The sequence below is a fragment of the Uliginosibacterium silvisoli genome, from assembly GCF_036017035.1.
Taxonomy (GTDB): Bacteria; Pseudomonadota; Gammaproteobacteria; order Burkholderiales; family Rhodocyclaceae; genus Viridibacterium; species Viridibacterium silvisoli.
Genome location: NZ_JAYXHS010000002.1, coordinates 177,306 through 199,401, shown reverse-complemented (window position 1 = coordinate 199,401; position 22,096 = coordinate 177,306). Strand labels below are relative to the sequence as shown.

Genomic DNA, 22,096 nt, shown 5'->3' with positions numbered 1-22,096 from the left:
AACCTGAACCATCTTTGAGGTATCAACATGAGCATCGAATTCATCGGCTACGTCGGCAGCAATCTCGGCTCCGAAATCATCGAGCGCAGCGGCCCGACCCTTAACCGCGAACACATCGAACGCGCTGCGCGCATCCACGACGAAGCCGGCTTTGACCGCGCACTCGTCGCCTTCAACTCCAATTCGCCGGAGAGCATCCTCATCGCTTCTCATGCGGCATCGGTGACGAAGAACCTCAAGTTCCTCATCGCCCACCGCCCCGGCTTCACGCAACCGACGCTCGCTGCACGCCAGCTCGCTACCCTGGACTCGCTCACCGGTGGCCGCATCGCCGTGCACATCATCACCGGCGGCAGCGACGAAGAGCTCAAGGCGGACGGCAGCTACATCGGCAAGGACGACCGCTACGCGCGCACCGACGAGTATCTGGATGTCGTACGTAAGGAATGGACCAGCCAGACGCCGTTCGACTACGCCGGCAAGTACTACCAGTTCGACAAGGCCTTCTCGGCAGTGAAGTCACCGCAGCTGCCGCACCTGCCGATCTACTTCGGCGGCTCGTCTGATGCAGCGATCCGCACCGCCGGCAAGCACGCCGACGTGTACGCACTGTGGGGCGAGACCTACGAGCAGGTTGCCGAGATCGTTGCCCGCGTACGTGCCGAAGCCGCAAAGCATGGCCGCACGATCAAGTTCTCTCTGTCGCTGCGCCCCATCATCGCCGACACCGAAGAGAAGGCCTGGGCGCGCGCCGAGGACTATCTCGAACGCGCCCGCGCACTCGCTTCGAAGAATGACACCGCACGCAAGGGCGAGCCACAGAACGAAGGCTCGAAGCGCCTGCTCGCAGCCGCAGCGCAAGGCTCGCGTCTCGACAAGCGCCTGTGGACCGGCATCGCCGGCCTGCTCGGCGCCAAGGGCAACTCCACCTCGCTGGTAGGCACTCCAGAGCAAGTCGCAGACTCGCTGCTCGACTATCACAAGATCGGCATCACAACCTTCCTGATCCGTGGCTTCGATCCGCTCGAAGATGCGGTGGCGTATGGTCGCGACCTGATCCCGCTGACACGTGAGCTGATCGGCAAGCAGGCTGGAGAAAAGGCACTCGCGCCGGCTTGATCGGGGTGATGTGCAAGTGAAAAGCCCGGCCACAGGCCGGGCTTTTTCATTTCAACAACGCATTCCCGGCGATCGACCCAACTGCGCATGTGAACAACCAATCCTTCCAGATCCGTCATTCCCGCGAAGGCGGGAATCCAGTGGCGTTGGATTTGGTGTGAGTGTTCCAGCAGAGCGAAGTCGCTGGATTCCCGCCTTCGCGGGAATGACGAAGATTCCTACCAGCTTGCCAGGCAGTCGCACAATCAAGCGGCGGTTTGTCCTCATGAGTCAGGCACAGCACGGCAGGTTTGCATGTCTCGCAGCTCCACCCACCTCCAGCCGTCGCCGTTTCCGGCACACGACGCTTTGCGGCACAATGCGAGCTGCACGCATGATGTTCCGTGCCTGCGATTCGCTTTGCGCATGACCCTACTGGACGCCTGCCGTGAAAATCGACGATATCGAAGCCTTTGAAGCCGTAGTGCGCTGCCAGTCACTGAGCCAGGCGGCAGAAGTCCTGTCGCTCACCCAGCCCGCCATCACGCGCCGCATCCAGAGCTTCGAAGAAGCGCTGGGCATCGTACTGCTGGACCGCAACACCAAGCCGCCCAAGCCAACGGCTGCCGGGCTGCTGGTCTACGAACAATGTCGTGTCGTGCTGAGTGAAGTCGAGGCGCTGCGCGAACTGGCCACGCAAGACACAGCCCCCGCCGGCGGCCTGCGCCTGGGGCTCACGCAAGGGCTGGGCGACATCCTGCTGAGCAACTTGTTGCAGACGCTCAACAAGACCTATCCCGATCTCGACACGAACTTCTCTACGGACTGGGGCAACGTGCTCGTCGAGAAAGTCGAGCAAGGCAAGCTCGATGCGGCGACCGTGCTGATGCCATCCAACCGCCTCGCGCCGCGGCACGCCGTCGCGCATTCGCTCGCGCGCGCCAAGCTGGTCATCGTTGCTGCGAAAGACACCATCACCAAGCGCTCGCCCAAGCTGTCAGATCTGCATAGTGCGGGCTGGATACTCAACCCGGATGGCTGCGGCTTCCGTGCCAGCCTGCAACGCCTGCTGGCCGCCCAAGGGCTACCGCTGCGCGTCGTCTCCGATACCTTCGGGCGCGAACTGCAACTGCAACTCGTCTCGCGCGGCCTCGGCCTCGGCCTCATGCCCGAACCACTGCTGGCCTACAGCACCTACCGCGACAAGCTCGATGTCCTGAGCGTCTCCGACTTCAAGCAGAACATCGACCTGTGGCTGGTGCATCGCGAACGCCTGGGCAGCTTGCAAGCCCCCGTAGATCGCTTCGCGGAACTCGTGACAGAAGCTTTCGGGCGCGACCTCGTACAGGCCTGACCCCACCTGCGAGACCTCCCCTCCGGCAGACGCTCCGCCCGACGCTCCGTCGGCAAGAAAACGGCACCGAAAACCACAAAAACCCTGCACATCTGCGCAAAATTCACTATGCGTGTTTTGCAAGTTGTTTATGAACATAATGTGTTGGCGTGATAATTAATCACTGATTAATCTTGGCTCGAACATCGTTTCCGAGAGAGCCATGAAGCAGCAATCACACAGAAGACTCATCCGCACGGCACTCGTTGCCAGCCTGCTTGGCAGCCTGGGCGTGGCCATCCCCCCAGCAAGCGCTGCAGATGCCCCCACGCCGGGCATCAACCCCGCACCGACAGCGAAAGACTGGGCCGACATCTCGAAGCTGCCCGACTGGAGCGGCGTCTGGCTGCCCGATCGCAAGCATGTGAACGCGCCGTTTGCGGGCAAGGCCGTTCCGCCATGGAACGAGAAGGCCGCGAAGTACATCGCCGAGCAGCAGGCCCTCGAGAAGGCCGGCAAGCCGAACAACATCTACATCGATTGCCTGCCGGAAGGCATGCCCAGTTTCGTGGTCATGACGCTCAATTCGAGCGAGTTCCTGTTCACGCCGGGGCGCGTCACCCTCCTCAATGAGTTCGATGGCAACCGCACGCGCCGCATCTACACCGATGGGCGCCCTCACCCGGAAGATCCAGACCTGACCTTCAACGGGCACTCCATCGGCAAGTGGGAGGGCGACACGCTGGTGGTGGATACCGTCGGCATCCATCCGCAGACCTACATCCCGATCGGGCAGGCCGTTGGCATTCCCAACAATGGCGACGTGCACATCATCGAGCGCATCCACCTGGTCGAAAAGGATCGCTTGAATATCGACCTCGAAGTCCATGCGCCGCATGTGCTCAGGGAGCCGTGGAAGATCACCAAGTCTTTCTTGCGCTCACGCGAGCGACGCGACGACATCGTCGAGGCCTCCTGCCGCCAGGGGGATTTCTACGCCAGGGTCGATCCGAAGACGGGCAATCACGTCTGGGTCGAGATTCCCAAGGAGGCCGGCGGTGCGCCGCTGCCTACCGCCCGCGCGCTGGACCGCTGATCCATCTTCCCGCCACTTTTCCGGAACTGAACACGTATGACCCGCTCATCCAGAACGCTGCTTGCCGTCATCTCCTGCCTGTTGCTTGCCACACACATGCCAGCCAGCGTCGCACATCACTCCTTCGCGATGTATGACCCGTCGAAGCCCTTCACCCTGACCGGCACGGTCAAGGAATTCCAATGGACCAGCCCGCACGTGTTGCTGTGGGTGGTCCGCGATCCGCAAGCCGGCGAAAAGGAAGGCGTGCTGTGGAGCATCGAGCTGTCGACCAGCCCCGGTCCGCTCAGCCGTATCGGCTGGAGCAAGCGTTCGCTGGTGCCCGGTGATCGCGTGGCGGTGGAGATCAACCCGCTGCGCAATGGCGAGCCTGGCGGGCAGTTCAAGAAGGTCACCAACATCAAGACCGGTGAAGTGCTGACGACAGCCACGCCAGATGCGGGCTCTGCGCCCGTTGCCGCACCCAAATAGTCGGCCGAAAAAGGGGGGGGCAGCCATGAAATCAGAAGACATTGCAGCACTTGCACCGGACACGGCCGAAAACGCCGCCGGCATCTTGCGGGGCGTGCGGCAAGCCTCCCCACGCCGCTCACTCGCCCTGCTGGCGCTTGGTGCAACTCTCGGGCTGGGCATCGCCGCGTTCAGCCTGTTCACTGCCGGCAGCAATGCCAATGGCGGCATCCCGGAAGGCGCGGTGGCGCGCGTCAACCAGGGGCAGATTCTCGAGAGCGATTTCCGCAAGCAGGTAGAGGTGCTGACCGGCGAGCCCTTCGACAAGACGACAGCTGCGCAGCGCCAGGAGGTGCTCGACAGCATGATTGCCGAAGAGCTGCTGGTACAGCGTGGCATCGAAGTCAGTCTGCAGAATTCGGACGCAGGTGTGCGCGAGGCCTTGGTTGCAGGCGTCAATCTGCAGACGGAAGCCGACGTGCTGTCGCGCCAACCGGAAGAGTCTGAACTGCACAATTATTTCCAGCGCCATTCCGCGCGCTATGTGAGCGCGGGAGCCACGCGCCTGCATCACTTGCTGCTCCCCGCCAATGCCGGCGCACAGCCCGATGCGCAGGCCGTTGTACACGCGCTCAAGCAAGGGACGCCGATCGAGCGCGTCGCGGCGAAATTCGGGTTGAAGGAGTTGGGCGACGGCGGCAAGGCAGCGTTGCCGGATGTGGCTCTGAAAGGCGCGCTGGGTGACAGGCTGTTCGCAGAACTGGGCAAGCTCAAGAGTGGCGATATCAGCGCGCCCGCCGTGGCCGACGATGGCGTGCATCTCCTGGTCGTCGTGCAACGCGATGCACCCATGCCGCAGACTTTCGAACAGGCACGGCAGACTGTTGCAGGAGATCTGCGCCGCGATACCTTGAAGGCAGCACAGGATGAATACGTCAGCTTCCTGCGTGGCAAGGCAGACGTGGAGGTGCGCGCACCTGCGGTGAAACTGGCAGACGGCGGCAAGGCTGCGCAGCCATGAGCACCCTGGTACGCATTGCGCTGATACTCGGCCTGGCGCTGCTCGGCGCAACGGCGTCCGCGCACACCCGCAGCGAGAGCTATTCGGTCTGGGAAATCAACGGGCACAGCGTCAGCGCGAGCTTCACCCTACCCGATGTGGAAGCCGCACGCCTCGGCGAGGGCGGCGTGCCGTCCGATGCGCGCGTCGCCAGCTACCTCGCCGAGCACGTGTCGGCTACCGCAGGCGAGCATGCTTGCACGGTGAGCAAGGCACCACGCGCGATTGCAGCAAGCAAGGGCTTCCGCCGCTTCGAGCTGGCCTTCAACTGCGAGAGTAACGAAGGAAACAAAGAAGCGGACATCACCCTGCACTCCTCCGCTTTCTTCGATCTCGTGCCGTCTCACGTGACCTACGCGCGCATCCGCAATGGCGATGCTGGCTTCGTCGAACAGCTGATCAGCAATGATCATCGCGACATCGCCATCGGCGGCGAAGGCAGCGCCAGCACACTGCAGAACGCGAGCTTCTTCCAGTACATCTGGCAAGGGGTCCTGCACATCCTCACCGGGCCGGATCACATCGCCTTCCTGCTCGGGCTGGTGCTGATCTCGCGCAAGCTGCGCGATCTTGCATTCGTCATTACCGGCTTCACGCTGGGCCACAGTGCGACGCTGGCGCTCGCCGTCACCGGCGTGTTCCGCCCACATGCAGAGTTCATCGACGTATTGATCGCACTGACCATCGGCCTGATCGGGGCAGAGAACATCATCGCCGCATCGGGCAAGCCACGCATCGTTGCCATCGCCGCATTCGGCTCGCTCCTGCTGCTGGCCGTGCTCAAGTTCGCCGGCTTCGGCCTGCTGCCCGCACCGCTGCTCATCGGCGCAGCAATCTTCGCAGCGAGCTACCTGCTGCTGTCGAACCAAGTGCAGGACGCGGCATGGATACGCCTCGTCGTCACGCTGGTCTTCGGCCTCATCCACGGCTTCGCCTTCGCCACCGACCTGATCGAGATGAAGCTGCCGAGTGGTCGCCTCGCGGAGTTACTTGTCGGCTTCAACCTTGGCGTGGAGTCCGGCCAGTTGATCATCGTCGCCCTGATGCTCGGCCTCACGACACTGCTGGTGCGTGCCCGCCTGGCGCTGCCACGAGCGCTTGTGACCGACGTGCTGTCATCGGCATTGGTCGGGCTCGGCACCTTCTGGATCATTACCCGCGTGTATGCCTGAGGGCCTGTTCACGATTCAGGAAGCGCGCACAGGCGCCACAAACGCGGCACATGCCTCACAAGCTCGTCATCCCGGCGAAGGCCGGGATCCGGATTGCACGTCCGGTACTGGATCCCGGCCTTCGCCGGGATGACGGACATTTTTTGAGGCCATGCGCAGCTTCTGACCTGTTCGCCTGAAAAGGAGAAAATGAATGCCCCAACCCATCCAATCCCTCCAGCATTTCTCCGACTGGCTGTCGACCACGCCGCTGAGCGTCGGCATCCAGAGCGCGGCCTGGGTCGTGCCTTCGGTGCAGACGCTGCACATCCTGTTGATCGCTGCCCTCATCGCATCAGTCGCCTTGCTCAATGCGCGCTTGCTCGGCTTCGCCGCGCGCAGCCAACCCGTTGCGGATGTCGCACGACGATTCCTGCCCTGGGTGTGGTGGGCTGTGCCGGGGCTCGCGCTCACCGGGCTGATCCTCATCATCGCCGAGCCGGCGCGCGAGCTGACCAACCCCATCTTCTTCGCCAAGCTGTTCCTGCTGTTGCTCGTGCTGCTGCTCACCGGTGTCGTGCAGTACCGGCTGAACCGCAATCCGGCGGGCTGGGAACGCCAGGCTCCAGGCGATGCAGCTGCCATCCCGACAACCTTCAGCGCCAAGCTGGTCGGCGCGAGTTCGCTACTGCTGTGGGTTGGCATCGTCGTTGCCGGCCGCTGGATCGCCTACTTCCTCGATCTCTGATGAGGCACTGACCATGAGCTTCCCTACCGAACTGCTGCAGCAACTCCAGGACACGGCTTTTGCCACTGCCATCGGCGAATCCGTGTGGCTGTTCCCCACCATCGAAACTATCCACGTGCTGGCACTCTCGCTCGTCGTCGGCAGCATCGCCATTGTCGATCTGCGCCTGCTCGGCTGGGCATCCGTGCGACGCGCCGTGAGCAGCATTGCGCGCGAAGTCCTGCCATGGACCTGGCTGGCATTCGCCGTGGCCATCATCAGCGGCGCCCTGCTGTTCTCGTCGAAGGCCGTGCAGTACTACAGCAACATCCCGTTCCGCATAAAGATCGCGCTGCTGATCGCGGCCGGCATCAACATGCTGTGGTTCCACCTGCGCACCTATCGTGACGTCGCAGAGTGGGATACCGCGCCGAAACCGCCCGCAGGTGCGCGCTGGGCTGGCAGTTTCTCGCTGGTGTTCTGGGTCGGCATCGTCGCCGCGGGCCGCTGGATCGGCTTCGTGTTCTGATGACGAAACACGCGTGGCGCGCGCTGGTGGCGATCATTACCGCGTGCGTGTTATCCAGCGCCGCATCGGCCCACGGCTTCGCCTCGCGCGACGCAGGCTTCGTCGCCAGCACGGCCGGCTTCGATCCCCTGCCTTACGCCTACCTCGGCGCGCGCCATATGCTGACCGGGTACGACCACCTGCTATTCATCTTCGCCGTGCTGTTCTTCGTGTTCAGTGCCCGCCAGGTCCTGCTCTACGTCACGCTGTTCTCGCTAGGCCATTCGCTGACGCTACTGCTCGGCGTGTACCTACACTGGCAATTCAACGCACACGTCGTCGACGCCTTCATCGCACTCTCGGTCATCTGGAAGGCGCTCGACAATCTCGGCGGCTTCCGTGCCTTTGGCTGGCAACCGGACAACCGCATCGTCATCCCGGCCTTCGGGCTAATTCACGGCCTCGGCCTCGCCACCAGCCTGCAATCGCTGCAACCGTCTGCGCAGGGCCTGTTGCCGAACCTGCTGGCCTTCAATGTCGGCGTGGAGCTCGGGCAACTGCTCGCCCTCATCGCCTTGCTCGGCGTATTCGCGCTATGGCGTCAACGCACAAGCTTCAGCGGCTCGGCCATCGCCACGAATACGCTCGTGCTGACGGCCGGTGTCGTGCTACTCGGCTACCAGCTCACCGCCGCAACACAGCTCCGGATCTGACATGACATACCCATCTCCCACCCTGCCACGTCATCGTGTACTTACGCTTGCAGTCGTTGCACTCGCAGCCGGCGGGCTCATTTTGGCGGGCGTGGTATTGCCAGCCGAGTTCGATCGCGACCCGCTCGGCTTCGGCCAATGGAGCGGACTGTCGCGCCTGTCCGCCAAGCCCGCCGCATCTGTCGCCAACAACGCCGCACAAGCTGGCCAGGCAAACGAGTACGCAACGCCTTTCCGCAGCGACACGCTGAGCATTCCACTCGCCGCAGGCGGCGACAACGCCCATCGCGACGAACTCGAATACAAGGTGCACCTGAAGAAAGGCGCCGACCTGATCTATAGCTGGCAGGTCGTCGGCCTCGATAACGCCGAGGAGTTCTACTACGACTTTCACGGCCATGTCCCGGCGCCAGCCACGACATCATCGAAGAACCTCGTGGTCGCCACTTATCGCCAGGCCACGGGACTACAGGCCAACGGCTCGCTGCGCGCGCCCTTCGACGGCATCCACGGCTGGTTCCTGCAGAACCAGTCCGACCATCCGATCACGGTCAAGCTACGCATCTCGGGCTTCTACGATCTGATACCTGCCGGCAAGCCCGGCAACGAGGCAGGCCTGCAATCCACACCCGCGCCTTGATGCCAGACATATCATGCGTTTTGTTTATGAAGACAATTCATTAACATGCAATAAACAAATATTGGATAGCACCGGAACGCGTCCCTAGAATTGCTTGCAACGGAGCGGCACGCGGTGTCACAGCACACGCCAGCGCCTCCAGACTGTCAGCTGCACACGCGGCACTGGCATCACGACAATCACCCACCTCTTCGATTGCGAGCACATCATGGCCAAGAAATATCTCAGACTCGGTGCAATTCTCAGCGGCGTCGGCACTACGCAGAACGCATGGCGCCACCCCGACCTGCCCGGCGACGCCAGCGTCAACATCGACTGGTATCGCGAGAATGCGCGCAAGGCTGAGGCCGCGAAGTTCGACCTCGTCTTCATCGTCGACAGCCCCTACATTACGCCCGACACCGCGCCACACTTCCTCAACCGCCTCGAGCCGTTGACCCTGCTGTCGGCCGTCGCCGGTGCCACCTCGAAGATCGGCCTCGTCGCAACGCTTACCACTTCCTACAACGAGCCCTACAACGTCGCGCGCCAGTTCGGCTCGCTCGATCTGATCAGCAATGGCCGTGCAGGCTGGAACGTGGTGACCACCGGTCTCGAAGGCGCGGCCGGCAACTACGGTCGCGAAGAGCACATCGATCACGAAGTGCGTTATGCCCGCGCGCTGGAGCACGTGAAGGTCGTGCAAGGCCTGTGGGATTCGTATGAAGACGACGCCTTCCCGCGCGACAAGGAACGCGGCGTGTTCCTCGACAAGAGCAAGCTGCACGCGCTCAACCACAAGGGCGAGTTCTTCTCCGTCACCGGCCCGCTCAACATCTCGCGCTCGCGTCAGGGCCAGCCCGTCATCTTCCAGGCAGGCGATTCCGACACCGGCCGCGACCTCGCCGCCAAGGTTGCGGAAGGCATCTACACCAATCAGGAAAACTTCGAAGAAGCCAAGGCCTTCTATGACGACATCAAGCAGCGCACCGCTGCTGCCGGCCGCAATCCGGATCACATCCTGATCTTCCCCGGCCTCGTACCCGTCATCGCCGACACCGACGAAGAAGCACAGGCCATCGCCGATGCAGAGTTCGGCAAGCTCGATCTGAAGAAGGCCCTCGTGCAGCTCGGTCGCCCGTTCAACTACCACGACTTCTCGCAATACGATCTCGACGCGCCCTTTCCCGATGTCGGCAACCTCGGCTCGAACGGCTACCGCGGCTCGGCAGATCGCATCAAGCGCATCGCCGCTGCAGAAAAACTCACCCTGCGCGAAACCGCCTGGCGCTTCGCCGCACGCCCTTCTCCTTTCGTGGGCTCACCGCTCACCATCGCCAACGAAATCGAACGCTGGTACAAGGGCGGTGCCGTGGATGGCTTCAACTTCCGCATCTCCTCGCCAACCAACTTCGACGCCTTCGTGAACAAGGTGCTGCCGATCCTGCGCGAACGCGGCGTAGTGCGCAGTGAGTACGATGGGGAAACCTTGCGTGCAAACCTGGGACTGCCGGTTCCGGCGAATCGGTATAGCGAGGCTGAAGAGGCGTCGCGCGAAACCGCACTGGCTTAATCGAGGAATCGCTCAGCGCAGCGAATACCGTTTGCGCTGCGCTGAGCGCCCATTCGCATACTTGTTATGGCTTGAACTTGCCAAGCAACACCCAAGCGATAAACATGAGAGAGAGCACCAGTATCAACGGGGCCACCCAATTTCGGGCTATGCGAAACGGAAGCTCGCCTTTCTTTACCCGATTCCACTCATTCTTCAAAACAGGCTGGGCGTAATCGCTTGCCGTCTCAAGGGCCATCATGGTCCCTTCGACTCCCGCTTTATTGGAGAGCATCGCGTTCTGCTCGTTAATAACGCGACGCAGTAGGCGAAGCAGTTCTTGATGCTCTGCCTCTCCAGGATTTAAGCGTAGCTGAATCTTGCAAAATGATTCCGCAGCTTGATACCGGAGTTCCCCTATCTTGTCATCGCTGATTCGGAGCGCGGTCTTGTCTTTGTAGTCGGGCCCATAGGTGTTCAATATTTCCGCCGCTCTGGCGAACGCTCTTGCGGCCGCTAGAAAGCTGGCGAGTTCTTCTCTAAGTCCGTCAATCCAGGCTTGTCGAAACTCGGATGTCTTCTGCTCCTTCGTAAGCGTAAGGCTGACGAAGGAAATAGCAGCAGTTATCAGTGCGGCGGCAAGCGAAGCTATCGCAGTGAGTGACTGAACCGGAAAATCATTCATTTCGGACCTAACTCGGAAATAAGGGGCAGCTGCGGAAAAAGCTCAGGGGCTTATGGATGTGCCGAATGCTGCCCATTGCGCAATTCATCAAACAACTAATACGGTGCCACGCAATCTCTCGCAAACTCACGCCAACTGCAACACCTCCTGCATCGTCACCCGAATCAACTCCAGCGTCGCCCGCTGCGTTCGCGTCGCTGGCCGCAAGGCGCTGCATGCCGTACATAGCTTGATCATTAGCGGCGTGTCATTGCGCGTGCTGATCGAGCGCAGCGTGTAAGCCGAGGGTCTAGTCGAGCGCGCGACGGCGTGGCGAGAGAGGATGGCGCAGCCGGCGCCGTCAGCAACGAGGTCGAGGATGGCAGAGACGCCGTCTATTTCCAGTTCGATGTTCGGGCGGCTGCCGATGGCGGCCATTTCGGATTCAACAAGCATGCGGATGGCATTCGGCCGGCTCGGGATCACGAGCGGCAGTGCGACAAGCTCCGCGAGCGGGATAGGTGGTGGCGGCGGGTCTTCCTGCAGGCCGGGCGGGCGGATCTGCACGAGCATGAGTTCTTCACTGGTCAGCGGCGTGAGTTCGAGGCCGGGCGATGGCGCGGGCTCGTAGAGCACGGCGATGTCGAGGTGGCCGGTCAGCAGGCTGGTCTGCATAGCGACGGACAGGGCTTCGGAGATGGAGAGGCGCGCTTCGGGCATCTGTTGCCGGAAAGCGCGCGTCAGCGGTACGGCGAGGAGGCGCGAGACGCTGGGTGGCAGGCCGAGCGAAACGTGCCCTGCGAGTGCGCCGCGCATGAGGGCGAGTTCGTCGCGCGCGCGGGCGACCTGGTGCAGGATGCCGCGGCCGTGTTCGAGCAGCAGCTTGCCCGCTTCAGTGGTCGTGGCGCCGCGACCGTTGCGCGTCAGCAGGGTCTGGCGCAATTCCACTTCCAAGAGACGCACCTGGCGGCTCAGGGCTGGCTGGGCGATGTCCAGTGCCTGGGCAGCGCGCGTGAAGCTGCCGAGCTCGGCGACGCGTACGAAGTATTCGAGTTGTTTCAGGTCCATGTGGCGTCCGTGCTGCGTTCGCGGCTTTCTTCGCCTCATCTTAAGGCGGAAGCCCGATACGGGTTTTCCTGCATACCTCGCCCTCAGTTATACCATTTTGTTCTAGCAGCTAGTCAGCTCCCCTGCTTTCGGTACATCTGGCGGACTCGCACAATGCGCCACGCATTTGGCACATGACCGGCCAGTTTGGCGGCGATGTTTCCCTGAGAGGTTCGTATGCAAGACAGCGTAAAAGTGTCCGGCGTCTCATCGATGGCAACACGCTTGCTGCTCGCCGATCTGACGCAAGCGTTCTCGGAACTCAGCGCGATCGAGGTGGGTTTCACCTCGGTCGGCGGTGTCGATGCAGTGAAGCGGATGCAGGCCGGCGAGCACTTCGATGTGGTGGTACTGGCACGCGATGCGATCGACAAGCTCGCAGCATCAAGACATGTGGTGGCCGGCAGCGGCGAAGACTGGGTGCATTCCAGCGTGGCGATCGCGATGCGCGAAGACGCTGCGTACGTGGCGGCGGATAGCGAGTCGGCTTTGCGCCGTGCAGTGCTGGCGCACAAAGTGGGCTATTCGACCGGCCCCAGCGGCTCAGCCCTGCTGCTGCTCTTCGAACGCTGGGGAATTCTGGAAGAGATGCGCGAGCGACTGGTGCAGGCACCGGCCGGCATCTCGGTTGCAAATCTGGTTGCTGATGGCCGTGTTGATATGGGCTTTCAGCAGCTGAGCGAATTGACGAATGTGCCGGGCGTGCGTGTGCTCGGTTTGTTGCCGAAGGGCTGCGAAATCGTTTCGACGTTTTCGACAGCCATCGGAACGGCAGCGGAGCATCTGAGCGAAGTGAGGGAGTTCCTGACTTTCATGCACTCGACGGATGCAGCAGAGATAGTGCATCGGCATGGCATGTCGCCCGTGCGAGAAAACTGAAGGAGCATTGGATGATCATTGATTGCCACGGCCACTACACGACCGCACCGAAGGCGCTGGAGGAATGGCGCAACCGCCAGATCGCCGGCATCAAGGACCCGGCGCTGACGCCGTCCGTTCGCGAGCTGAAGATATCGGACGACGAGCTGCGCGAGTCCATCGAAGTCAACCAGCTGCGCCTGATGCGCGAACGCGGTTCGGACCTGACGATCTTCTCGCCACGCGCGAGCTTCATGGCGCACCACATCGGCGACTTCCAGGTGTCATCCACCTGGGCTGCGGTTTGCAACGAGTTGTGCCATCGCGTAGCGCAACTCTTCCCGGACAACTTCATTGGCGCAGCCATGCTGCCGCAATCGCCGGGCGTTGATCCGAAGACCTGCATCGCCGAGCTTGAGAAGTGCATGAATGACTATGGCTTCGTTGCCATCAATCTGAACCCGGATCCTTCCGGCGGGCACTGGAAAGAACCGCCGCTGACGGATCGCCACTGGTATCCGATCTACGAGAAGATGGTCGAGTACGACATCCCGGCGATGGTGCATGTCAGCACCAGCTGCAACGCCTGCTTCCACACCACCGGCGCGCATTACCTCAACGCCGACACGACGGCGTTCATGCAGTGCCTCACCGGCGATCTGTTCAAGGATTTCCCGACGCTGAAGTTCGTGATCCCACATGGCGGTGGCGCAGTGCCGTATCACTGGGGCCGTTTCCGTGGCCTCGCGCAGGAGCTGAAGAAACCGCTGCTGCAGGATCACCTGCTCAACAACATCTTCTTCGACACCTGCGTCTATCACCAGCCGGGCATCGACCTGCTGACCAAGGTGATCCCGATCGACAACATCCTGTTCGCCAGCGAGATGATCGGCGCCGTGCGCGGCATCGACCCGGAAACCGGCAACTACTACGACGACACGAAGCGCTACGTCGATGCCGCCAGCATCGCACCGGAAGCGCGCTACAAAATCTACGAAGGCAATGCACGGCGCGTGTATCCGCGTCTCGATGCAGCGCTCAAGGCACGCAACAAATAAGACAAGGAGGACGCAATGAGTCCATTGATGAATCAGCTGGGCGTCGTCAAACGCAAGATCGTGCGCACCGATGCAGCGGCCGTCGAGAAGCTGTCGCGCTTCGGCGTGGCGACGATCCACGAGGCTATGGGCCGTACGGGTCTGATGAAGACCTATATGCGTCCGGCGTATCCCGGTGCGCGCATCTGCGGCACGGCGGTGACCATCCTGCTGCAGCCCGGCGACAACTGGATGATGCACGTCGCTGCCGAACAGCTGCAGCCGGGCGATGTCGCCATCGCTGCCTGCACGACGGACAACACCGATGGCTTCTTCGGCGATCTCCTCGCCACGTCATTCAAGGCACGCGGCGCACGCGGCCTGATCATCGATGGCGGTGTGCGCGATGTCGATGAGTTGCAGAAGATGGACTTCCCCGTCTTCTCACGCGCCATCAATGCCAAGGGCACGATCAAGGCGACGCTGGGCTCGGTGAACATTCCCGTGGTCTGCGCGGGTGCACTGGTCACGCCCGGCGACGTGGTGATCGCGGACAGCGATGGCGTCGTCGTCGTGCCTGCAGCCATGGCGCAACAGGTTGCCGATGCGGCGGAAGCACGCGAGAACCTCGAGGGCGAGAAGCGCGCGAAGTTCGCGGCAGGCGTGCTGGGCCTCGACCTCTACAAGATGCGTGAGCCGCTCGAAAAAGCCGGCCTGCGCTACATCGACTGAACCCACAAATGACGACCTTCGAAAAAACACCGGGCTGGCTGGACTGGTACGCCAACCCGAGCAAGCCGCACTTCACGCCACCACCCGGCGCCGTGGACGCGCACTGTCACGTCTTCGGGCCGGGCGCTGAATTTCCGTTCGCGCCGGAGCGCAAATACACGCCCTGCGACGCGTCGAAGGCCCAGCTCTTCGCGCTACGCGATCATCTCGGCTTTGCACGCAACGTGATCGTGCAGGCCACCTGTCACGGCGCAGACAATCGCGCCATGGTCGATGCCTGCATTGCCTCGAACGGCAAGGCACGTGGCGTCGCCACCGTGCGCCGAAGCATCACGGATGAAGAGCTGCAGTCGCTGCATGATTTCGGCGTGCGTGGCGTGCGCTTCAACTTCGTCAAGCGCCTGGTCGACTTCACGCCACGCGACGAGCTGATGGAAATCGCCGGGCGCGTCGCGAAGCTAGGCTGGCATGTCGTCATCTATTTCGAAGCGGTCGACCTGCCCGAACTGTGGGACTTCTTCACTGCGCTGCCGACCACTGTGGTCGTCGATCACATGGGTCGGCCGGATGTCAGCCTGTCGATCGATGGCCCGCAGTTCGCGCTGTTCGAGCGCTTCATGCGCGAACACACGAATGTGTGGAGCAAGGTCAGCTGCCCTGAACGCCTGTCCGTCAGCGGGCCGCGTGCGCTCGATGGCGAGCGCAACGCGTATCACGATGTCATTCCCTTCGCACGCCGCATCGTCGAGCAATTCCCCGACCGAGTGCTATGGGGCACCGACTGGCCGCACCCCAACCTGAAGGACCACATGCCGGACGACGGCCTGCTGGTCGACGTGATTCCGCACATTGCGGTCACGCCTGAGCTACAAAGAAAGCTACTGGTCGACAACCCTATGCGTTTGTACTGGACGGAGGAGGTGAAGTGATGAGTACCACCAAACATCGTCATTCCCGCGAGGTAACGCAAACAAGCGGGAATCCAGTGTCCTTCGCCACCAACCAACGTCGCTGGAATCCCGCGTTCGCGGGAATGACGGCAAACAAGAAGCAGGCCCTCTGATGCCACTCGACAAACCCTACAAGGACGTACCCGGCACGACGATCTTCGACGCAGAAGAGTCTCGCAAGGGTTACTGGCTCAACCAGTTCTGCATGTCGCTGATGCAGGCCGAGAACCGCGAGCGCTTCAAGGCGGACGAGCGCGCCTATCTCGATGAATGGGCGATGAGCGAAGACCAGAAGCAGGCCGTGCTGGCGCGCGATCTCAATCGCTGCATATCGCTCGGCGGCAACATCTACTTCCTCGCCAAGATCGGCGCCACCGACGGCAAGAGCTTCCAGCAGATGGCGGGCAGCATGACCGGCATGACGGAAGAGGCTTATCGCGAAATGATGATCAAGGGTGGTCGCTCCATCGAGGGCAACCGCTACACGCACGAGTGGGAAGCACGGCTCGCTGCAGAAAAGAAAGAGAGCAAGTAATGGCACGCATCACTGCCGGCGTCTTCACCTCGCACGTGCCCGCCATCGGCGCGGCGATGGACCTGGGCAAGACGCAGGAACCCTACTGGCAACCACTGTTCGCCGGCTACGAGTACAGCCGCCAGTGGCAGCGCGACAACAAGCCTGATGTGGTCTTCCTCGTCTACAACGATCACGCCAATGCTTTCAGCCTCGACTTCATCCCGACCTTCGCGCTCGGTACGGCTGCGCACTACCCGGTGGCTGATGAAGGCTGGGGTCCGCGCCCCGTGCCGGCTGCCGAAGGTCATGCCGAGCTCGCCGCGCACATCGCGCAGAGCGTGATCCAGGAAGACTTCGATCTCACCCTCGTCAATCGCATGCCGATCGACCACGGCTTCACGGTGCCGCTGTCGCTGATGTGTGGTGAAACCCCGCCCAGCGGCAAGTGGCCTTTCAAGGTCATTCCGTTCGCGGTCAACGTCGTACAGTACCCCGTGCCGTCCGGCAAGCGCTGCTTCCAGATCGGCCAGGCGATTCGTCGCGCCATCGAGTCTTACGACGAAGACATCAACGTTCACATCTGGGGCACGGGCGGCATGACGCACCAGTTACAAGGCCCGCGTGCCGGGTTGATCAACCGAGAGTGGGACAACCGCTTCCTCGACCGCCTGATCGCCGACCCGGCCGAACTCGCCCAGACGCCGCACATCGAATACGTGCGTGAAGCAGGATCGGAAGGGATTGAACTCGTCATGTGGCTGATCGCACGCGGTGCGATGGCCGATGTGGCGGGCGGCCCTGCTCCCGTCGTCAAGCATCGCTTCTATCACGTGCCTGCGTCGAACACTGCCGTGGGTCACCTGATCCTGGAGGAAGCGAAATGAGCAAGACGATCAAAGTCGCCCTCGCCGGCGCTGGCGCCTTCGGCATCAAGCATCTCGATGGCATTTGCAACATCGACGGCGTGGAAGTCGTATCGCTGGTCAGCCGCGAGCTCGACAAGACGCGTGAGACTGCCGCGAAGTACGGCATTGCTCATGTCAGCACCGAACTCGCCGACAGCCTCGCGCTGTCCGAGGTCGATGCGGTGATCCTGTGTACGCCGACGCAGATGCATGCGGCGCAGGCGCAAGCCTGTCTGCGTGCCGGCAAGCATGTGCAGGTGGAAATCCCGCTCGCCGATTCGCTCGCCGATGCACAGGCCGTCGTGGCGCTACAGAAACAGACTGGCCTCGTCGCGATGTGCGGCCACACGCGTCGCTTCAATCCGAGCCACCAGTTCGTGCACAAGAAGATCGCGGAGGGTGAATTCAACATCCAGCAGATGGATGTGCAGACCTACTTCTTCCGCCGCACCAACATGAATGCGCTGGGCCAGGCGCGCAGCTGGACGGACCATCTGCTGTGGCACCACGCCGCGCATACGGTCGATCTGTTCGCGTATCAGGCGGGCAGCCCTATCGTGCAGGCCAATGCCATCCAGGGGCCAATCCACCCCACGCTGGGCATCGCGATGGACATGTCGATCCAGCTCAAGGCGGCGAATGGTGCGATCTGCACGCTGAGCCTGTCGTTCAACAACGATGGCCCGCTCGGCACCTTCTTCCGCTACATCGGCGACAGCGCGACCTACATCGCGCGCTACGACGATCTCTTCAACGGCAAGGACGAGAAGCTCGACGTGTCGCACGTCGACGTCTCCATGAACGGCATCGAGCTGCAGGACCGAGAGTTCTTCGCGGCGATCCGCGAAGGACGCGAGCCCAACGCCAGCGTGGCACAGGTGCTGCCCTGCTACGAGGTGCTGCACAAGCTCGAACAACAACTACAGGCGGCCGGCTGAGCCGCTTCTTCATAACAACAGGGGAGACAATCTTGAACACACCATTGAGCGATGCCACGCTGGACCGCGTGCTCGATCGCCTGTGCGACGTCAGCGCTGCCATCGGCGGCACTGTGCTCGTCGCCATTGCCTGCGTGACGGTCGTCAGCGTCGTCGGGCGCGCTTTCTTTTCGCATCCCATCCTGGGCGACATCGAACTCGTGCAGCTCGGCTGTGCGGTCGTCGTCGCCTCTTTCCTGCCCTACACGCAGCATCGCCGCGCCAACATCATGGTGGACTTCTTCACGGCGCATGCTTCGATGCGCACACAGCGCCTGATGGACACCTTCGGCACCCTGCTCTACACCATCGTCATGGCGCTGATCCTGTGGCGTGTCGCCGTCGGCGGCATCGACATCAAGGCAGCCGGTGAGCGTTCCATGCTGATGGATATCCCCCTGTGGTTGCCCTACACGCTGATGCTGCCCGGCCTCGCGCTGTGCGTGGCGATCGGTGCGCGGCAGACGCTCGTGCAGATCCGTACAGCCCTGCACACGGAAGCGCACCACGAAGGAGAAGCCGCATGAGCACCATGAGCATCGGCCTTTCCGTCTTCGCCCTCATGCTGGCACTGATGGCGATCCGCGTGCCCATCGCGATATCCATGTTCGTGCCGGGCGCCGTGGGTTACCTCATGCTGTCGGGCTGGCACCCGCTGCTGGCTCACCTCAAGGGCGCCGTGTATGGGCGCGTGGCAGGGTATGACCTGTCGGTGATTCCTCTCTTCATGCTGATGGGCGCCTTCGCTGTCCAGGGCGGGCTGTCGAAAGCCTTGTTCGACTTTGCCAATGCGCTGCTCGGTCGTTTCAAGGGTGGCATGGCAATGGCGGGCATCCTCGCCTGTGCAGCCTTCGGTTCGATCTCCGGCAGCACGGTGGCGACCACTGCCACCATCGCGCAGGTCGCGTATCCGGAGATGCGCCGCATCGGCTACAACGGTCGTCTCGCAACAGCGGTGCTGGCCACCGGCGGCACCATGGGCGTGCTGCTGCCGCCGTCGGTGACGCTGATGGTGTATGCCATCCTGACCGAGCAGAACATCACCAAGATGTTCCTCGCCGCCTACATACCCGCCCTGCTGGCCGCCGTTGGCTACCTGCTGGCGATTGCCATCATGGTGCGCCTGCACCCCGAGCAAGCCCCGGCAGCACGCGCCGCTTCGTCGGGAGAGGTGATGCAGGCAGCGGGCAAGGTGTGGCCGATCCTGGCGATATTCTTCGTGGTGTTCGGCGGTATCTACGGCGGGCTGTTCACCGCCACGGAAGGTTCAGCCATCGGCACCATCCTGACCTTCGCCATCACGCTGATCCGCGGCGACATGAATCGCCCGCGCTTCGTCAATGCGGTGCGCAGCGCCGCACAGACCAGCGGCATGATCTTCATGATCTTCATCGGCGCGGACATGATCAATGCCGCGCTGGCGCTGTCGCAGTTGCCCATGCAGCTGGCGGACCTGGTTGCGCATCTGCAGATCTCGCCTGTCGTCGTGATGGCCGGCGTGATGCTGTTCTACGTCGTGCTCGGCTGCGTGATGGACGAGATGTCGATGATCCTGCTGACGGTGCCGACGCTCTTCCCCGTGATCATGGGCATGGACTTCTTCGGCCTCGGCGGCCCGGACAAGGCGCTGTGGTTCGGCATCCTGATCCTCACCGTGTGCGAGATCGGCATGATCTTCCCGCCCGTGGGCTTGAACGTCTACATCATGAACGGGCTCGCCAAGGACGTGCCGATGGCCGAGACCTACAAGGGCGTCGTGCCGTTCCTCATCACCGATGCCATCCGCCTTTCACTGCTGATCATGTTCCCGGCGCTCACGCTGTGGCTCGTGCATCGGCTCATGTAGTACCACTGCTCACACTACCCGCACCACGAGGAGAGACAACCATGAAAAAAGTATTCCGCATCGCGCTGACCGGTTTCGCTGCCGCCCTGTTGCCCCTGCCCTCCATGGCGCAGGAGGTCGTACTCAAACTGCATCACTTCCTGCCGGCCAGTTCGTACGCGCAGACCATGATGCTGCAACCCTGGTGCGACAAGATCGCGGCCGAATCCAACAACCGCATGAAGTGTCAGATCTTCTCGTCGATGCAGCTGGGTGGCACGCCACCGCAGCTCATCGAACAGGTGCGTGACGGCGTGGCCGACGTCATCTGGACCCTGCCCGGCTACACGCCCGGCCGCTTCCCTTCGCTGGAAGCCTTCGAGCTGCCCTTCATGATGCAGAACCCGGAAGCCACCTCCAAGGCGCTGTGGGACTACACCCAGCTCTTCAGCAAGCAGGAGTTCAAGGACGTACGCCCGATCGCGTTCCACGTGCACGGTGACGGCGTGTTCCACATGACCAGCAAACCGATCAAGACCATGGCCGACCTGCGCGGTCTCAAGCTGCGCGCACCAACGCGCATGACGACGAAGTTCATCGCCATGCTGGGCGCCACGCCGGTGAGCATGCCAGTGCCGCAGGTGGGCGATGCGCTGTCGAAGGGCGTGATCGACGGCGCAGTCGTGCCGTACGAAGTCGTGCCCTCGGTGAAGATCCAGGAGCTCGTGAAGTTCCACTCCGAAACCGATCCGGCCGAACCCGCCTTCTACACCTCCACCTTCATCCTGGCGATGAACCCGGCGAAGTACGAATCGCTGCCTGCCGATCTGAAGAAGGTCATCGACAACAATAGCGGCATCACGCAATCAGGTCTCTCCGGCCGCGCCTTCCTCGCAGCAGACGCCGAGGGCAAGAAGCTCACGCTGAAGAACACGCACAACACCATCCCCGCTTCCGAGCTGGCGTCGTGGAAGGCGCTCGGCAACAAACTCTCCTCCGAATGGGTCGAAGACATGAAGGGCAAGGGTGCTGACGGTCAGAAGATGCTCGACACGGCAAAGTCGCTGATCGCCAAGTACGCCACCGCGAAGTAAGGTGCTCAGGAATGGTGAGGGGCGGCGCGGGCGCTACAGGCACGCTGCCCCCACCATCATCAATCGCACAGGAGAGTCAGATGTCTTCGCCGTCCCAATTCCGCCGCATCGCCGGCCGCTCCGTCTCGGCAATCGGCCTGGGTTGCATGAACCTCAGCCATGCCTACGGCGTGCCACCGCCAGAGGCCGATGCCCAGCGTCTGTTGCTGCGTGCGCTGAATCTCGGCGTCACGCTATTCGACACCGCCGCCTTGTACGGCTTCGGTGCCAACGAGGAGCTGGTGGGGCGCACGCTGGCGACGCATCGCCAGCGCTTCTTCCTCGCCAGCAAGTGCGGCATGCAGGGAGTGAATGGCACGCGCGTCATCGACGGTCGTGCCGCGACCATCAAGGCAACCTGCGAAGACAGTCTGCGCCGTTTGCGCACTGACCATATCGATCTTTACTACCTGCACCGCTGGGACAAGAACGTTCCCATCGAAGAGAGCGTCGGCGCAATGGCCGACCTCGTCCGCGAAGGCAAGATCGGCAGCATCGGCCTCTCGGAAGTGTCATCCGCTACCTTGCGCCGTGCGCATGCCGTCCATCCCGTTGCAGCACTGCAATCGGAGTATTCGCTATGGTCGCGCGAACCGGAGCTCGGCCCGCTGCAGACTTGCCGCGAGCTGGGCGTCGCCTTCGTCGCCTTCAGTCCGCTGGGGCGTGGCTTTCTCGGCGGCACGCTGCAGGAGGTCGCGTCGCTGGATGCCAAAGACATACGCAAGACCATGCCGCGCTTTGCACCAGAAGCCTACGCCAGCAACTTGCGCATGCTGAGCGCAGCGCGCGAGATCGCTCACGAGGCACGCTGCACGATGGCGCAGCTGGCCCTCGCCTGGCTGCTGGCGCGCGGCGACGACATCATTCCCATTCCCGGTACGGTGCAGATCGCTCACCTCGAAGACGATCTGGGCGCCGGACGCGTGACGCTGGATGCCGGGCAGGTCGCACGACTCGAAGCCGCCTTCGCACGCGAACACATCGTCGGCGCACGCTACAACGCGGCCTCGCTGGCGGAGGTCGATAGCGAGGCTTATCCAGCGTAAGCATCGGCACACACGCCAGCCCCGGAGACACCTGCCCC

At 62.4% G+C, this 22,096-nt stretch carries 24 protein-coding genes; 22 read left to right on the top strand and 2 right to left on the bottom strand.

The genetic code is table 11. From position 1 onward, the window contains the following. Window positions 1–27 precede the first annotated feature (27 nt). The 11 genes from VVD49_RS10500 to VVD49_RS10450 all read left to right on the top strand — a co-directional run bounded on the left by VVD49_RS10500 (window position 28) and on the right by VVD49_RS10450 (window position 10,328). Window positions 28–1,119 (top strand): LLM class flavin-dependent oxidoreductase, encoded by a 1,092-nt coding sequence (locus tag VVD49_RS10500; protein ID WP_327599133.1) that lies wholly within the window; start codon window positions 28–30, stop codon window positions 1,117–1,119. Between the two features lie 427 nt (window positions 1,120–1,546). Then, entirely contained in the window at window positions 1,547–2,452 is a 906-nt protein-coding gene (locus VVD49_RS10495; RefSeq protein WP_327599132.1) for a LysR family transcriptional regulator, read from the top strand. A 202-nt stretch (window positions 2,453–2,654) separates the two neighbouring features. Continuing rightward, window positions 2,655–3,527, top strand: a complete 873-nt coding sequence (locus tag VVD49_RS10490; RefSeq protein WP_327599131.1) for a hypothetical protein — start codon at window positions 2,655–2,657, stop codon at window positions 3,525–3,527. Window positions 3,528–3,563: 36 nt separating this feature from the next. Further along, window positions 3,564–3,998, top strand: coding sequence for a DUF6152 family protein (locus tag VVD49_RS10485; protein ID WP_327599130.1), 435 nt, complete (start codon window positions 3,564–3,566; stop codon window positions 3,996–3,998). 25 nt (window positions 3,999–4,023) lie between these two features. Then, on the top strand, window positions 4,024–4,998 hold the full coding sequence (locus VVD49_RS10480; protein ID WP_327599129.1) for a peptidylprolyl isomerase: 975 nt from the start codon (window positions 4,024–4,026) through the stop codon (window positions 4,996–4,998). Continuing rightward, a complete protein-coding gene (locus tag VVD49_RS10475; RefSeq protein ID WP_327599128.1) occupies window positions 4,995–6,209 on the top strand; it encodes a HupE/UreJ family protein in 1,215 nt (404 codons plus the stop codon). Before VVD49_RS10480 ends, VVD49_RS10475 begins: the two co-directional genes overlap by 4 nt. Before the next feature lie 193 nt (window positions 6,210–6,402). Then, entirely contained in the window at window positions 6,403–6,936 is a 534-nt protein-coding gene (locus VVD49_RS10470; protein WP_327599127.1) for a DUF6644 family protein, read from the top strand. Window positions 6,937–6,949: 13 nt separating this feature from the next. After that, window positions 6,950–7,444: a DUF6644 family protein gene (locus tag VVD49_RS10465; protein ID WP_327599126.1), complete on the top strand. Its 495-nt coding sequence runs from the start codon at window positions 6,950–6,952 to the stop codon at window positions 7,442–7,444. Further along, window positions 7,444–8,136: a HupE/UreJ family protein gene (locus VVD49_RS10460; protein ID WP_327599125.1), complete on the top strand. Its 693-nt coding sequence runs from the start codon at window positions 7,444–7,446 to the stop codon at window positions 8,134–8,136. The genes VVD49_RS10465 and VVD49_RS10460 overlap by 1 nt, the downstream gene beginning before the upstream one ends. Window position 8,137: 1 nt before the next feature. Next, window positions 8,138–8,776, top strand: a complete 639-nt coding sequence (locus VVD49_RS10455; protein ID WP_327599124.1) for a hypothetical protein — start codon at window positions 8,138–8,140, stop codon at window positions 8,774–8,776. 208 nt (window positions 8,777–8,984) lie between these two features. Then, window positions 8,985–10,328, top strand: a complete 1,344-nt coding sequence (locus tag VVD49_RS10450; protein WP_327599123.1) for an LLM class flavin-dependent oxidoreductase — start codon at window positions 8,985–8,987, stop codon at window positions 10,326–10,328. Between the two features lie 64 nt (window positions 10,329–10,392). On the opposite strand, the gene VVD49_RS10445 is transcribed toward VVD49_RS10450, so the two are convergent. Next, complete coding sequence (locus tag VVD49_RS10445) at window positions 10,393–10,992, bottom strand: hypothetical protein (protein ID WP_327599122.1); 600 nt, start codon at window positions 10,990–10,992, stop codon at window positions 10,393–10,395. A gap of 126 nt (window positions 10,993–11,118) precedes the next feature. Continuing rightward, complete coding sequence (locus tag VVD49_RS10440) at window positions 11,119–12,039, bottom strand: LysR substrate-binding domain-containing protein (RefSeq protein ID WP_327599121.1); 921 nt, start codon at window positions 12,037–12,039, stop codon at window positions 11,119–11,121. 216 nt (window positions 12,040–12,255) lie between these two features. Here VVD49_RS10440 and VVD49_RS10435 point away from each other — a divergent pair, with 216 nt between their 5' ends. From VVD49_RS10435 to VVD49_RS10385, 11 genes are all read left to right on the top strand, one after another. Continuing rightward, window positions 12,256–12,957 (top strand): substrate-binding domain-containing protein, encoded by a 702-nt coding sequence (locus tag VVD49_RS10435; RefSeq protein ID WP_327599120.1) that lies wholly within the window; start codon window positions 12,256–12,258, stop codon window positions 12,955–12,957. Between the two features lie 11 nt (window positions 12,958–12,968). Beyond that, window positions 12,969–13,994, top strand: coding sequence for an amidohydrolase family protein (locus VVD49_RS10430; protein ID WP_327599119.1), 1,026 nt, complete (start codon window positions 12,969–12,971; stop codon window positions 13,992–13,994). A 15-nt stretch (window positions 13,995–14,009) separates the two neighbouring features. Continuing rightward, window positions 14,010–14,705 (top strand): 4-carboxy-4-hydroxy-2-oxoadipate aldolase/oxaloacetate decarboxylase, encoded by a 696-nt coding sequence (gene ligK, locus VVD49_RS10425; RefSeq protein WP_327599118.1) that lies wholly within the window; start codon window positions 14,010–14,012, stop codon window positions 14,703–14,705. An 8-nt stretch (window positions 14,706–14,713) separates the two neighbouring features. Continuing rightward, window positions 14,714–15,634, top strand: coding sequence for an amidohydrolase family protein (locus VVD49_RS10420; protein ID WP_327599117.1), 921 nt, complete (start codon window positions 14,714–14,716; stop codon window positions 15,632–15,634). A gap of 133 nt (window positions 15,635–15,767) precedes the next feature. Next, the gene (gene ligA / locus VVD49_RS10415) at window positions 15,768–16,190 is read left to right on the top strand and encodes a protocatechuate 4,5-dioxygenase subunit alpha (protein WP_327599116.1); all 423 of its coding nucleotides are present in this window, start codon (window positions 15,768–15,770) and stop codon (window positions 16,188–16,190) included. Beyond that, window positions 16,190–17,056, top strand: a complete 867-nt coding sequence (locus tag VVD49_RS10410; RefSeq protein WP_327599115.1) for a class III extradiol dioxygenase subunit beta — start codon at window positions 16,190–16,192, stop codon at window positions 17,054–17,056. Before ligA ends, VVD49_RS10410 begins: the two co-directional genes overlap by 1 nt. Then, complete coding sequence (locus VVD49_RS10405; protein ID WP_327599114.1) at window positions 17,053–18,015, top strand: Gfo/Idh/MocA family oxidoreductase; 963 nt, start codon at window positions 17,053–17,055, stop codon at window positions 18,013–18,015. Before VVD49_RS10410 ends, VVD49_RS10405 begins: the two co-directional genes overlap by 4 nt. 32 nt (window positions 18,016–18,047) lie before the next feature. Continuing rightward, window positions 18,048–18,581 (top strand): TRAP transporter small permease, encoded by a 534-nt coding sequence (locus VVD49_RS10400; protein ID WP_327599113.1) that lies wholly within the window; start codon window positions 18,048–18,050, stop codon window positions 18,579–18,581. Further along, window positions 18,578–19,900 carry a TRAP transporter large permease gene (locus tag VVD49_RS10395; RefSeq protein WP_327599112.1) on the top strand — a complete coding sequence of 441 codons (1,323 nt, stop codon included), beginning with the start codon at window positions 18,578–18,580 and terminating at the stop codon, window positions 19,898–19,900. The genes VVD49_RS10400 and VVD49_RS10395 overlap by 4 nt, the downstream gene beginning before the upstream one ends. A gap of 41 nt (window positions 19,901–19,941) precedes the next feature. After that, on the top strand, window positions 19,942–20,973 hold the full coding sequence (locus tag VVD49_RS10390; RefSeq protein ID WP_327599111.1) for a TRAP transporter substrate-binding protein: 1,032 nt from the start codon (window positions 19,942–19,944) through the stop codon (window positions 20,971–20,973). An 80-nt stretch (window positions 20,974–21,053) separates the two neighbouring features. Continuing rightward, on the top strand, window positions 21,054–22,058 hold the full coding sequence (locus VVD49_RS10385; RefSeq protein ID WP_327599110.1) for an aldo/keto reductase: 1,005 nt from the start codon (window positions 21,054–21,056) through the stop codon (window positions 22,056–22,058). Window positions 22,059–22,096: the final 38 nt, after the last annotated feature.

Bases quoted from the DNA above. Each gene is read 5' to 3' on its own strand.
- VVD49_RS10450 (WP_327599123.1), top strand. From the start codon at position 8,985: ATGGCCAAGAAATATCTCAGACTCGGTGCAATTCTCAGCGGCGTCGGC.
- VVD49_RS10470 (WP_327599127.1), top strand. From the start codon at position 6,403: ATGCCCCAACCCATCCAATCCCTCCAGCATTTCTCCGACTGGCTGTCG.
- VVD49_RS10465 (WP_327599126.1), top strand. From the start codon at position 6,950: ATGAGCTTCCCTACCGAACTGCTGCAGCAACTCCAGGACACGGCTTTT.
- VVD49_RS10410 (WP_327599115.1), top strand. From the start codon at position 16,190: ATGGCACGCATCACTGCCGGCGTCTTCACCTCGCACGTGCCCGCCATC.
- VVD49_RS10500 (WP_327599133.1), top strand. From the start codon at position 28: ATGAGCATCGAATTCATCGGCTACGTCGGCAGCAATCTCGGCTCCGAA.
- VVD49_RS10455 (WP_327599124.1), top strand. From the start codon at position 8,138: ATGACATACCCATCTCCCACCCTGCCACGTCATCGTGTACTTACGCTT.
- VVD49_RS10480 (WP_327599129.1), top strand. From the start codon at position 4,024: ATGAAATCAGAAGACATTGCAGCACTTGCACCGGACACGGCCGAAAAC.
- ligK (WP_327599118.1), top strand. From the start codon at position 14,010: ATGAGTCCATTGATGAATCAGCTGGGCGTCGTCAAACGCAAGATCGTG.
- VVD49_RS10430 (WP_327599119.1), top strand. From the start codon at position 12,969: ATGATCATTGATTGCCACGGCCACTACACGACCGCACCGAAGGCGCTG.
- VVD49_RS10485 (WP_327599130.1), top strand. From the start codon at position 3,564: ATGACCCGCTCATCCAGAACGCTGCTTGCCGTCATCTCCTGCCTGTTG.
- ligA (WP_327599116.1), top strand. From the start codon at position 15,768: ATGCCACTCGACAAACCCTACAAGGACGTACCCGGCACGACGATCTTC.
- VVD49_RS10385 (WP_327599110.1), top strand. From the start codon at position 21,054: ATGTCTTCGCCGTCCCAATTCCGCCGCATCGCCGGCCGCTCCGTCTCG.
- VVD49_RS10395 (WP_327599112.1), top strand. From the start codon at position 18,578: ATGAGCACCATGAGCATCGGCCTTTCCGTCTTCGCCCTCATGCTGGCA.
- VVD49_RS10460 (WP_327599125.1), top strand. From the start codon at position 7,444: ATGACGAAACACGCGTGGCGCGCGCTGGTGGCGATCATTACCGCGTGC.
- VVD49_RS10445 (WP_327599122.1), bottom strand. From the start codon at position 10,992: ATGAATGATTTTCCGGTTCAGTCACTCACTGCGATAGCTTCGCTTGCC.
- VVD49_RS10405 (WP_327599114.1), top strand. From the start codon at position 17,053: ATGAGCAAGACGATCAAAGTCGCCCTCGCCGGCGCTGGCGCCTTCGGC.
- VVD49_RS10440 (WP_327599121.1), bottom strand. From the start codon at position 12,039: ATGGACCTGAAACAACTCGAATACTTCGTACGCGTCGCCGAGCTCGGC.
- VVD49_RS10435 (WP_327599120.1), top strand. From the start codon at position 12,256: ATGCAAGACAGCGTAAAAGTGTCCGGCGTCTCATCGATGGCAACACGC.
- VVD49_RS10420 (WP_327599117.1), top strand. From the start codon at position 14,714: ATGACGACCTTCGAAAAAACACCGGGCTGGCTGGACTGGTACGCCAAC.
- VVD49_RS10490 (WP_327599131.1), top strand. From the start codon at position 2,655: ATGAAGCAGCAATCACACAGAAGACTCATCCGCACGGCACTCGTTGCC.
- VVD49_RS10390 (WP_327599111.1), top strand. From the start codon at position 19,942: ATGAAAAAAGTATTCCGCATCGCGCTGACCGGTTTCGCTGCCGCCCTG.
- VVD49_RS10475 (WP_327599128.1), top strand. From the start codon at position 4,995: ATGAGCACCCTGGTACGCATTGCGCTGATACTCGGCCTGGCGCTGCTC.